Consider the following 11,821-nt stretch of genomic DNA (forward strand, 5'->3'; position numbering starts at 1 on the left):
AAGGCCTGGGCAACAAGTTCCTCGCCAACATCCGTGAGACCGACGCCATCGCCCACGTGGTGCGCTGCTTCGAAGATGAAAACGTGATCCACGTTTCCAACAGCGTCGACCCCAAGCGCGACATCGAGATCATCGACCTGGAACTGATCTTCGCCGACCTCGACAGCTGCGAGAAGCAACTGCAGAAGGTCGCGCGCAACGCCAAGGGCGGTGACAAGGATGCCGTGGTGCAAAAGGGCCTGCTGGAGCAGCTGATTGCCCACTTCACCCTGGGCAAGCCGGCCCGCAGCCTGATGAAGAACATGGGCGCCGACGAGAAGGCCGTGATCCGTGGCTTCCACCTGCTGACGACCAAGCCGGTGATGTACATCGCCAACGTCGCCGAAGACGGCTTTGAAGACAACCCGTTGCTGGACGTGGTACGCGCCATTGCCGAAGAAGAAGGCGCCATCGTGGTGCCGGTGTGCAACAAGATCGAAGCCGAAATCGCCGAGCTCGACGATGGCGAAGAGAAGGACATGTTCCTCGAGGCCCTGGGCCTGGAAGAGCCTGGCCTGAACCGCGTCATCCGTGCCGGCTACGACCTGCTCAACCTGCAGACCTACTTCACCGCAGGCGTCGAGGAAGTCCGCGCCTGGACCGTGAAGATCGGCGCTACCGCACCCCAAGCCGCCGGCGTGATCCACACCGACTTCGAGAAGGGCTTCATCCGCGCCGAAACCATCGCGTATGACGACTTCATCAAGTACAAGGGCGAAGCTGGTGCCAAGGAAGCGGGACGTCTGCGCCTGGAAGGCAAGGAATACCGTGTCCAGGAAGGCGACATCCTGCACTTCCGCTTCAACGTCTGANNATCCGCGCCGAAGTCATCGCCTACAACGACTTCATCCAGTACAACGGCGAAGCCGGTACCAAGGAAGCCGGCAAGTGGCGTTTGGAAGGCAAGGAGTACATCGTCAAGGACGGTGACGTGATGCACTTCCGTTTCAACGTCTGAGTCGGTTTGCAACACCGCTTCGCGCGTCCCCTGAAAGCCCCGCTGTCGCCTTGCGATGCGGGGCTTTTTGCGTTCAGGCTTCGGCCGTTGCCCAATCTTCGAGCCGAAGCCCTGGCACGCGCACGACGCTCTCGTAGTGTTGCTGACCAGGATCAATCCTCTGGAACGAGCATGTCCGGCGATCATCTGGTCGTATGCTCCGATCGGCGTACCCGATCGCGTCAGCTCGGCACGTAGCTGCCCGGTGTGGGCAGCGGCGATCGACCGAACTTCGCATTCGCTAGACCTTGCTGGTCCTCGGCAGCAGGATCGTGAGGATGCCGAACAGCGGCAGGAACGAGCATAGCCAGTACACGTACTCGATGCCGTGTATGTCTGCCAGATGGCCCAGCAGCGCTGCGCCGATGCCACCGAAGCCGAACATCAGTCCGAAGAACACGCCCGCGATCATGCCCACGTTGCCTGGCACCAGCTCCTGCGCATACACCACGATGGCGGAGAAGGCGGAGGCCAGGATGAAACCGATGACCACGCTCAGCACGCTGGTCCAGAACAGGTCGACGTAGGGCAGCATCAGGGTGAACGGCGCCGACCCCAGGATCGAGAACCAGATCACCGCCTTGCGGCCGATCTTGTCGCCAATGGGGCCGCCGAAGAACGTGCCGGCCGCCACTGCGCCGAGGAACAGGAACAGGTGCAGTTGCGAGCTGGCCACCGAGAGGTCGAACTTTTCGATGAGGTAGAAGGTGAAGTAACTGGTGAAGCTGGCCATGTAGAAATACTTGGAGAACACCAGCAGCGCCAGCACCACCAGCGCCGCCTTGACCCGCCCCTTGGACAGGCCATGGGTGGCGCGCTGGCCGGCTCGAGCCTTGAACTGGTTGAGGTGGCCGCGGTACCAGCGGCTGATTGCGTACAGCAATGCCACGGCGAACACTGCAATCAGACCGAACCAGGCCACGTGTCCCTGGCCGTACGGAATGACGATGGCGGCCGCCAGCAGCGGGCCGAAGGCCGATCCGGTGTTGCCGCCTACCTGGAAGGTGGACTGCGCCAGACCGAAGCGTCCTCCCGAAGCCAGGCGCGCGACCCGCGAGGTTTCCGGGTGAAAGGTGGAGGAGCCAATGCCGATCAGGGCCGATGCCAGGAGGATCATCGGGAAGCTGCCGACCGTGGACAGCAGCATGATGCCGACCAACGTGCAGACCATTCCCGCTGGCAACAACAGCGGCTTGGGATGGCGATCGGTGTAGAAACCGATCCAGGGCTGCAGCAGCGAAGCGGTGACCTGGAAGGTCAGGGTGATCAGGCCGACCTGGGTGAAGGTCAGGCCGTAACTGGCCTTGAGCATGGGGTAGATCGACGGCAGCACGGCCTGGATCAGGTCGTTGACCAGGTGTGCGAGCGCACAGGCGCCGAGGATGCGCATGACCAATGGGCTGGTCTGGGCCGCGCCGGGCACGCTGGCAGGGTTGCTTGTTGTTGTGGGGGTGGCCATGGGGATTCCGTTGGCAGGCAGGCATGGCCGGACACTCTGCCATTTTGCGTGCCTCGTCGCCAGTTGCCGACGCAGGTGAAACTGGCACGGCTCAATGGCGTCAACGAATACAACAACGACCGGGCGGTGATAAACTGGCGCCAGTCACTAAAAACCCATGAAGAATCGATAAAGTTCCAGAAACCCTCCGCATGAGGCAATGGGGTTTCGCCAGAATCAGGAGCGATCATGCCCAAAGTTTCTCACACGGCCCTGCGTCGCCAGTTCCGTGAGCTGCTTGCTTCAAAACAGTGTTATCACACCGCTTCGGTGTTCGACCCGATGTCCGCCCGCATCGCTGCCGACCTGGGCTTCGAGGTCGGTATCCTCGGCGGTTCGGTGGCCTCGCTGCAGGTGCTTGCCGCTCCCGACTTCGCCCTGATCACCCTCTCCGAGTTCGCCGAACAGGCCACGCGCATCGGTCGTGTCGCGCAATTGCCGGTGATCGCCGACGCCGATCACGGCTATGGCAACGCGCTGAATGTCATGCGTACGGTGGTGGAGCTGGAACGTGCCGGCATCGGTGCGCTGACCATCGAAGATACCTTGCTGCCGGCGCAGTTCGGCCGCCGTTCCACCGATCTCATCTCGGTGGCCGAGGGCGTTGGCAAGATCCGCGCGGCGCTGGAGGCTCGGGTCGACCCCGAGTTGACCATCATCGCCCGTACCCATGCCGGTGTGCTCTCCACCCAGGAAGTCATCAGCCGGACCCAGGCGTACCAAGCCGCTGGTGCCGACGGCATCTGCATGGTTGGCGTGAAGGACTTCGAGCACCTGGAGCAGATCGCCGAAAACCTCAGCGTGCCGCTGATGCTGGTGACCTACGGCAATCCGGCGCTGCACGACGACGAACGCTTGGCGGCATTGGGTGTGCGGGTCGTGGTGGCTGGCCACGGTGCCTATTTCGCGGCCATCAAGGCCACCTACGATTCGCTGCGCGAACAGCGCCAGCAGTTCAGCAAGAGCACCGACCTGAGCGCCACCGAACTGACCCACACCTACACCCACCCGGAGAGCTACGTCGGCTGGGCCAAGGAGTTCATGAACGTGAAGGAATGACCGGCGGGGCGCCGGGGCGGGAACATCATGCGGTCATGTGGGTCGGTTAAAAGGGAACCGCCGAAGGGTTCCGCTACCGGCCCCATCGGCCACGTACGAAAAGGCGACATTTTTAGTTGCTCTCAAGCCGTCCACGCCCTACAGTTCGCGCCGACCGTCCATGCTGGAAACGATCCATCCGGCTCAAGTACTGACGACGAGACAACAGGCCATCGGAAAGCAGCTTTCCGTGGCCTTTTTGCTTTCGCCCGACATGCCTTGGGAAGTAGGCGAACCAAAGTGGGGATACGGAGGATGGTCATTTGAGCCCATTTATATTCACGACGTTTGCCACCAGGAGTCCCTAGCATGTCGATCAACGTCGAAGACTACTTCGCACGCGATACCTTCAACAAGATGAAGGCCTTCGCCGACAAGCAAGAAACCCCCTTCGTACTCATCGATACCGCCATGATCAGCAAGGCCTACGATGACCTGCGCGCCGGTTTCGAATTCGCCAAGGTGTATTACGCGGTCAAGGCCAACCCGGCCGTGGAAATCATCGACCTGCTGCGCGACAAAGGCTCGAACTTCGACATCGCTTCGATCTACGAGCTGGACAAGGTCATGAACCAGGGTGTGGGCCCGGAGCGGATCAGCTACGGCAACACCATCAAGAAGTCCAAGGACATCCGCTACTTCTACGACAAGGGCGTGCGCCTGTACGCCACCGACTCCCAAGCCGACCTGCGCAACATCGCCAAGGCCGCCCCGGGTTCGAAAGTCTACGTGCGGATCCTCACCGAAGGCTCGACCACGGCCGACTGGCCTCTGTCGCGCAAATTCGGCTGCCAGACCGACATGGCCATGGACCTGCTGATCCTGGCGCGCGACCTGGGTCTGGTGCCCTACGGCATCTCCTTCCACGTGGGCTCGCAGCAGCGCGACATCAGCGTATGGGACGCGGCGATCGCCAAGGTCAAGGTGATCTTCGAACGCCTCAAGGAAGAAGACGGCATCGTCCTCAAGCTGATCAACATGGGCGGTGGCTTCCCGGCCAACTACATCACCCGNNATCATCCGCTTCCTCAAGGAAGACTTCGGTGACGATCTGCCGGAAATCATCCTCGAGCCCGGCCGTTCGTTGATCGCCAACGCCGGTATCCTGGTCAGTGAAGTGGTACTGGTAGCCCGCAAATCGCGCACCGCGGTCGAGCGCTGGGTGTACACCGACGTAGGCAAGTTCAGCGGCCTGATCGAAACCATGGACGAGTCCATCAAGTTCCCGATCTGGACCGAGAAGAAAGGCGAGATGGAAGAAGTGGTGATCGCCGGGCCGACCTGCGACAGCGCCGACATCATGTACGAGCACTACAAGTACGGCCTGCCGTTGAACCTGGCCATCGGTGACCGCCTGTACTGGCTGTCCACCGGTGCCTACACCACCAGTTACAGCGCGGTGGAATTCAACGGCTTCCCGCCCTTGAAGTCGTTCTACATCTGATGCACCGGTAACCTGCGGGCAGCCATCGGCTGTCTGCAGGTCTACTGTTCCAGCGCCTGCAGGCGCTGCGCATAGAGCGTTGCCATCGCTCTGATGGCTGGCTGCCTGGCCTGCTCCAGCACCGCCACACTACTGCGTAGAAAATTGCTGTTCCCGCCTTCAAGAGCTCGATGCAGCCAGATCAGCGCCGTGTCGACATCCCCCTCCTCCGCCAGTATCGCGGCGTGGCTGAACTGCCCGCGGAAATCACCTGCCTGCGCCGAACGCATGTACCACACCTTTGGCTTGGGCAAGTCAGCACCGACCACCAGCCCCTGTTCAAGATAGCGGCCGACCAGATTCATGGACTTGGCATGGCCCATGGTCGCCGCCTGCAGATAGCACGCGAAGGCCCGCGCATGGTCGAGCCCGATGCCGCGCCCGGTGCCCAGCAGGTTGGCCAGGTTGTACAGGCCCCAGTCGAGCCCTGCCTGCGACGCCTGCAGATAATGCCCGGCGGCACGCTCGACGTTGGCCTCGCAACCCCAACCGTGCTCGTGGCAGCGCCCGAGCATGTTGTGCGCCATGGGGTGGCCATGATGGGCCGCGATGGCAAACCACTTCACCGCGAGCGCTGCATCGCGTTCGATACCGCGGCCATCGAGCAGGATCTGCCCGAGCAGCGCCTGGGCGTTGACAACGCCCTGCCCTGCGGCGATCACCAGCGCCTGTGCGGCCTTGCGCGGTTCAGCGGTGAGCATCGCCTGCAGTTGTTCGTTGTCCAGGACTTCCAGGCGACGCAGGCGCCAGTCGGCGCTCATACGTCCACCCAACGCCGCAGCAGGTTGTGATAAGTGCCGGTGAGTTGGATCAATGACGGATGATCGGGGACATCACGAGTCAATTGCTGGATCGCGCCGTCCATCTCGAACAGCAGCGCACGTTGGCTGTCCTCGCGGACCAGGCTTTGCGTCCAGAAGAAAGACGCGAAGCGGGCGCCGCGGCTGACGGCGCGCACCTTGTGCAGGCTGGTGGCCGGATACAGCAGTAGATCCCCTGCGGGCAGCTTGACCTCGCGGGTGCCGAAGGTGTCCTGGATCACCAGTTCACCGCCGTCGTAATCCTGCGGATCGCTGAAGAACAGCGTCGAGGACAGGTCGGTGCGCACGCGTTCCACGCCGCCCTTGGCCTGGCGCACGGCGTTATCGATGTGGAAGTCGAAACTGCCGCCTGCCGTGTAGCAGTTGAGCAGCGGTGGAAAGACCTTGTTCGGCAACGCCGCCGACATGAACAACGGATTGGCCCACAGGCGTTCGAGCAGCGCGGCGCCTATTTCCACGGCCAGCGGATGGCCCTCGGGCAGTTGCAGGTTGTGCTTGGCCTTCGCGGACTGGTGGCCAGCGGTGATTCGGCCGTCCGCCCAGTCGGCCTGCTCCAGAGCCTGGCGAATGCGCAGCACTTCGTCGCGCGCGAACAATCCGGGAATGTGTAGGAGCATGGAAATTCACCGCAGGCCGAGGGGCAGCAATGGTATTGATTCCCATTGCCGAAGCACAAGGGTGCGGTCGTGAGAATGGGACGAAAACTGCGCGGGAAATTGTAAAGAATGTAAGTACTTCGCGAATAGCAATATTTCGCAATTGCTACAAATATTCACTTACATTATTCTCCGCCGCCTCATAACCTTGGGGAAGGTTTCCATCATGTCGCGCCAACACCATTTCATTCCCGACTCATCGCCACGGCTGCTTGCCTCTGCCATCGGCATGGCCCTGGGCGCCACCTGCGTAGCGCCCACCGCGTACGCGGCTGACGCCGACGAGGCCAAGGCCGCTCCGCTGTCGCTGGGTGCCACCAGCATCACGGGGGAGGCCCAGGAGCCGACGTCCTATCAGACCGAACGTGCCTCATCCACCAAGTACACCGCGCCGCTGGTGGACACACCGCGCTCGGTGACGGTAGTGCCGCAACAGGTCATCAAGGACACCGGCGCGCTCAACCTGCAGGATGCCTTGCGCACCGTGCCCGGCATTACCTTCGGTGCCGGTGAAGGCGGCAACCCGCAGGGCGACCGGCCTTTCATCCGCGGTTTCGATGCTCAGGGCGATACCTACCTGGATGGCGTACGCGATGCCGGCGCGCAGAGCCGGGAAATCTTCGCCGTGGAATCCATCGAGGTCAGCAAGGGGCCCAACTCGGCCATTGGCGGCCGTGGCGCCGCCGGCGGTACGATCAACCTGGTGAGCAAGAAGGCACACTTGGGTGACTCGCTGGACGGCGGCTTCACCTGGGGTTCGGACCAGACCCAGCGCTATACCCTGGACGGCAACTACCAGTTCAGCGACAGCGCTGCCGGGCGACTCAACCTGATGAGCCACCAGAGCAACGTGGCCGGCCGCGATCAGGTCGACTACGACCGCTGGGGCATCGCGCCGTCGCTGGCCTTCGGCCTGGGCACCGAAACGCGGGTCTTCCTCGACTATTACCACCTGGAGAGCGATGACCTGCCCGACTCGGGCATTCCCTACAGCATTCCGGCTGCCGGGAACGCGGGCCGTACCTCGGCCAATCCGGACACGCCGCAGGACGGCGGTCGCAGCAGCAACTTCTATGGCCTGAGCGACCGTGATTTCCGCAAGACCCGCAGCGACATCGCCACCTTCGCCATCGAGCACGATCTGACCGACGCCTTGACCGTGAAGAACACCCTGCGCCACGGCAATACCATGCAGGACTACATCCTCACCCAGCCCGACGATAGCCAGCGCAACGTCAGAAACGGCAGCGTCTGGCGCCGGGCCAACAGCCGCGTCGGCAATACCGCGACCACCACCAACCAGACCGACCTGTTCGGCGATTTCTATGTGGCCGGATTCAAGAACAGCTTCTCGACCGGTATCGAGTTCAGCCGCGAAGACAGCGACCGCAGCAGCTACACCGTCAACACCGACACCACGCCGCGTACCGCCGGTTCCAGCAGCAACTGCAGCCTGGGCAGCATCGTCTCCAGTGGCTACAACTGCACCTCGCTGGCCAATCCCAACCCGGACGATCCGTGGAACGGCGCCATTGCCCGCAACTATGCCGGTACCGATACGTCGAGCAAGACGCGGGCGATCTACGTGTTCGACACGCTGGAGCTGAGCCCGCAATGGCAGGTGAACGCCGGCCTGCGCTACGACCACTTCGAAACCGACTACCGCACTTTCACCGCCGCCGGCGTCACCACGGCCAAGAGCGAGGACACCAGCGAGTTCGTCACCGGCCAACTGGGGTTGGTGTGGAAACCGGCCGAGAACGGCAGCGTCTATGTGTCCTATGCCACGTCCGCCACGCCACCCGGCTCGCTGGTCGGTGAAGGCATGGAAGGCAACCCGTTGGGTGGTGCACCGGACCGCGCCGGCAACCTGCTGAGCAGTGACCTGGAGCCTGAGGAAACCACCAACTACGAAATCGGGACCAAGTGGGATCTGTTCGACCAGCGTCTGTCGCTGACCGCCGCGCTGTTCCGCACCGAGAAAGACAACACCCGGGTGCAGACCAATACCTACGCCTACGAGAACGCCGGCAAGACCCGTGTCGACGGCCTGGAGCTGTCGGCGTCCGGCAAGCTCACCGAGCAGTGGCAGGTGTTTGCCGGCTACAGCTACCTGGAAGCACGGGTGGTGGACAACGGCCCGCTGGGCGCGGCGAACAACGGCAACCAGATGCCCAACACGCCGAACAACAGTGCCAGCCTGTGGACCACCTACAACCTGACGCCCAAGCTGACCATCGGCGGCGGCGCGTTCTACGTCGATGACGTGTTCGGCAACCTTGCCAACACCACGATGGTCGACAGCTACGTGCGCCTGGATGCCATGGCCAGCTACAAGATCAACAAGCATTTCGATGTGCAGTTGAACGTGCAGAATCTGGCCGACAAGACCTACTACGACAAGGCCTTCAGCACACACTTCGCCAACCAGGCAGCGGGCCGTACGGCGCTGCTGAGCACCAACTTCCACTTCTAGAGGCCGCCTGGCCGTTTCTGCGCCCTGCTCGTTCACGCGACGCAGGGCGTTTTTACGTCGCAACGGCAATGAACGGAATTGGTACGGTTGAGACCGATTCTCAGCGCGTGCTGCATAATGCCGTCCGCCTTCCTTTCGATTGGCCCGCTCAAGGTGATCCGTGATCAAGAACGTCCTCTTCCAGCTGCACTGGTTTTTCGGCATCACCGGTGGCCTGGTGCTGGCCCTGATGGGCATCACCGGCGCGAGTTATTCGTTCGAGGATGAAATTCTGCGCGCGCTCAACCCGCAGAGCCTGACGGTGCAGATCCGCGACACGGGGATCCTGCCTGCCGCGCAGCTGGTGGAGATTCTCGAGCGGCGCCAGGGCAGCAAGGTCGCTGCCTTGCGCGTGGACCTGGTCGAGGGCAGCGCCGCACGGGTGTCCTTCACTCCGCCGGCGGGACAGCGGCGTGGACCATCGGCCTATTTCGATCCGTACACCGGAGAATTGCAGAGCGAAGTGTTCGGCGAAGGTTTCTTCGACCTGATGCTGGACCTGCACCGTTTCCTGGCCATGGGCGGCACAGGGCGACAGATCACCGGGGCCTGCACCCTGATGCTGGTGTTTTTCTGCCTCTCGGGCCTGTACCTGCGCTGGCCGCGCAAGGCATTGAACTGGCGCACTTGGCTCACGTTGGATTGGGCCAAGAAAGGTCGCGCCTTCAACTGGGACCTGCACGCGGTGTTCGGTACCTGGTGCCTGCTGTTCTATCTGCTCGCTGCCCTGACCGGCCTGACCTGGTCGTATCAATGGTTCGGCAACGCCGTCAACAGGATGCTCTCCGACACCCCCACCGCCCCGCGCATCGAACGGCGCACTGCCTCGTCTTCCGACGTGGCGCCAGTGGTCGACTACGACGCACTGTGGGCCAGTATTCGCGCAGCGGTCGGGCCAGAACTGAGCGTGATCAATGTGCGCATTCCCGGCAATGTCGGGCTACCGGCGACGGTCTTCTACCTGCGCAAGGATTCGCCGCACGACCGCGCCTTCGGCTTGCTCAGCCTCGACCCCGGCACCGGGCAGGTCAAGGACATCCAGCGTTACGAAGACAAGTCGCTGAAGGCGCAACTGCTGACCAGCATCTATGCCCTGCACGTGGGTAGCTACTTCGGGCTGGTCGGGCGCATTCTGATGATGCTGGCCAGCCTGACGATGCCGTTGTTCCTGATCACCGGCTGGTTGCTGTACCTGGATCGGCGCCGCAAGAAGCGCCAGGTGCGCCTGGCGCGCGGTGCCTTGAACGTGCAGGACGATGCCTCAGCAGGCTGGTTGGTCGGCTTCGCCAGCCAGAGTGGTTTCGCCGAACAATTGGCATGGCAGACCGCCGGGCAATTGCAGTCGGCCGGGCACAGCGTTCAGGTCCGCGCCTTGGCTCAAGTGGACGAAGCGCAGTTGCAGCAGGCTGACAGGGCCTTGTTCGTGGTCAGCACCTTCGGCGACGGCGAGGCGCCCGACACCGCCCGCGGCTTCGAGCGCAAGGTGCTGGGCAGCGCCTGCGCCCTGCCCGGCTTGCGCTACGCGGTGCTGGCCCTGGGTGACCGGCAATACCAGCAGTTCTGCGGTTTCGCCCACCGTCTCGATCAATGGCTCGATGCCCGGGGTGCGCAGCCGCTGTTCGCCTCGATCGAGGTGGACAATGCCGACCCGGCGGCTTTGCAGCAGTGGCAGCAGCAACTGAGCCTGCTTACTGGAGGTGTGGCCCAGGCCGTGTGGCAGGCCCCGGCATTCAGCCCGTGGAGCTTGGTCGAACGCGAGCTGTTGAACCCCGGCAGCTCAGGCGATCCGGTCTACCGCATTGCTTTGCGCGACGATGGCCAAGCCCAGTGGCAGGCTGGCGATCTGGTCGATGTGCTGCCGCGCAACGGCCGCCTGGCCATTGAACAGTGCCTGTCAGGGCTGGGCCTGGAGGCGTCGACCCCGGTCTGGGTCGATGGCCTGCAGGAGCCGCTGGGGCAAGCATTGGCCAGCCGCCAGCTTCCGGCCAGCCGCAGTCATCTGGTCGGGCTGCATGCGCAGGCGCTGGTAGACGCGTTGATCCCCATCACGGTGCGCGAGTACTCCATCGCCTCCCTGCCCGGCGACGGTCGCCTGGAACTGATCGTGCGTCAGCAACGGCACGACGACGGTAGTTTGGGGCTGGGTTCGGGCTGGCTGACCGAGCACGCTGAACTGCATGGCGCGGTCAGCCTGCGCCTACGACGCAATGCAGGGTTTCATCTGCCGCAGGCCCCGGTGCCGGTGATTCTGATCGGCAACGGTACCGGTCTGGCAGGCTTGCGCAGCTTGCTCAAAGCACGCATCGAACAGGGACAACAGCGAAACTGGTTGTTGTTCGGCGAACGCAACCGAGCCCATGACTTTCATTGCCGGGAGGAGTTACTGGGGTGGTTGGCCAGTGGTGACCTTGCGCGCTTGGACGTGGCGTTTTCGCGTGATCAGGCGCACAAGATGTACGTGCAGGATCGGCTGCGCGAGGCGGCTGACGAGTTGCTGGAATGGGTGGAGAACGGCGCGGTGATCTACGTGTGCGGAAGCCTGCAGGGGATGGCCAGCGGCGTGGATCAGGTGCTGACCGAGGTGTTGGGCCGCGACCGCCTGGACGCCCTCATCGAAACCGGCCGCTACCGCCGCGACGTCTATTGACCCACCGCGTCGGCGGTGCGTGCGGTGTATCTGGAAAACCGCGTCAAGGCCGGACGCGGCTTGCGCC

General features: G+C 63.0%; 8 protein-coding genes and 2 pseudogenes. 6 read left to right on the forward strand and 4 right to left on the reverse strand.

Annotated elements, in window-relative coordinates:
* Together ychF and B2V21_RS21615 are read left to right on the forward strand one after the other, a co-directional pair.
* Positions 1-851: redox-regulated ATPase YchF (ychF, locus tag B2V21_RS14350; protein WP_286917192.1), on the forward strand; the 851-nt coding region annotated here is incomplete at its 5' end.
* Positions 852-886: 35 nt separating this feature from the next.
* Positions 887-997 carry a DUF933 domain-containing protein gene (locus B2V21_RS21615; RefSeq protein ID WP_414708403.1) on the forward strand — a complete coding sequence of 37 codons (111 nt, stop codon included), beginning with the start codon at positions 887-889 and terminating at the stop codon, positions 995-997.
* A 73-nt stretch (positions 998-1,070) separates the two neighbouring features.
* On the opposite strand, the pseudogene B2V21_RS14355 reads toward B2V21_RS21615, so the two are convergent.
* Together B2V21_RS14355 and B2V21_RS14360 are read right to left on the reverse strand one after the other, a co-directional pair.
* Positions 1,071-1,261, reverse strand: a pseudogene (locus B2V21_RS14355) (VapC toxin family PIN domain ribonuclease); the annotation flags it as partial.
* A 16-nt stretch (positions 1,262-1,277) separates the two neighbouring features.
* On the reverse strand, positions 1,278-2,495 hold the full coding sequence (locus B2V21_RS14360; protein WP_286917193.1) for an MFS transporter: 1,218 nt from the start codon (positions 2,493-2,495) through the stop codon (positions 1,278-1,280).
* A 228-nt stretch (positions 2,496-2,723) separates the two neighbouring features.
* Between B2V21_RS14360 and B2V21_RS14365 the strand changes: the two genes are divergently transcribed.
* Positions 2,724-3,593: an isocitrate lyase/PEP mutase family protein gene (locus B2V21_RS14365; RefSeq protein WP_043192893.1), complete on the forward strand. Its 870-nt coding sequence runs from the start codon at positions 2,724-2,726 to the stop codon at positions 3,591-3,593.
* 348 nt (positions 3,594-3,941) lie between these two features.
* Positions 3,942-5,076: pseudogene (locus tag B2V21_RS14370) on the forward strand (type III PLP-dependent enzyme).
* A gap of 41 nt (positions 5,077-5,117) precedes the next feature.
* Here B2V21_RS14370 and B2V21_RS14375 read toward each other — a convergent pair.
* Both B2V21_RS14375 and B2V21_RS14380 read right to left on the reverse strand, forming a co-directional pair.
* Positions 5,118-5,876, reverse strand: coding sequence for a tetratricopeptide repeat protein (locus B2V21_RS14375; RefSeq protein WP_286917194.1), 759 nt, complete (start codon positions 5,874-5,876; stop codon positions 5,118-5,120).
* Entirely contained in the window at positions 5,873-6,553 is a 681-nt protein-coding gene (locus tag B2V21_RS14380) for a Fe2+-dependent dioxygenase (RefSeq protein WP_049861177.1), read from the reverse strand. Before B2V21_RS14380 ends, B2V21_RS14375 begins: the two co-directional genes overlap by 4 nt.
* A gap of 205 nt (positions 6,554-6,758) precedes the next feature.
* Here B2V21_RS14380 and B2V21_RS14385 point away from each other — a divergent pair, with 205 nt between their 5' ends.
* Complete coding sequence (locus tag B2V21_RS14385) at positions 6,759-9,068, forward strand: TonB-dependent receptor (protein WP_286917195.1); 2,310 nt, start codon at positions 6,759-6,761, stop codon at positions 9,066-9,068.
* Between the two features lie 160 nt (positions 9,069-9,228).
* Positions 9,229-11,754: a sulfite reductase flavoprotein subunit alpha gene (locus B2V21_RS14390; RefSeq protein WP_286917196.1), complete on the forward strand. Its 2,526-nt coding sequence runs from the start codon at positions 9,229-9,231 to the stop codon at positions 11,752-11,754.
* Positions 11,755-11,821 lie beyond the last annotated feature (67 nt).

Origin of the sequence: Pseudomonas sp. UBA6276 (genome assembly GCF_002438365.1) — a bacterium.
GTDB lineage: Bacteria > Pseudomonadota > Gammaproteobacteria > Pseudomonadales > Pseudomonadaceae > Aquipseudomonas > Aquipseudomonas coleopterorum.

Excerpts from the sequence above, each read along its gene's own strand:
- B2V21_RS14375 (WP_286917194.1), bottom strand. The coding sequence starts at position 5,876 with ATGAGCGCCGACTGGCGCCTGCGTCGCCTGGAAGTCCTGGACAACGAA.
- B2V21_RS14380 (WP_049861177.1), bottom strand. The coding sequence starts at position 6,553 with ATGCTCCTACACATTCCCGGATTGTTCGCGCGCGACGAAGTGCTGCGC.
- B2V21_RS14365 (WP_043192893.1), top strand. The coding sequence starts at position 2,724 with ATGCCCAAAGTTTCTCACACGGCCCTGCGTCGCCAGTTCCGTGAGCTG.
- B2V21_RS14385 (WP_286917195.1), top strand. The coding sequence starts at position 6,759 with ATGTCGCGCCAACACCATTTCATTCCCGACTCATCGCCACGGCTGCTT.
- B2V21_RS14360 (WP_286917193.1), bottom strand. The coding sequence starts at position 2,495 with ATGGCCACCCCCACAACAACAAGCAACCCTGCCAGCGTGCCCGGCGCG.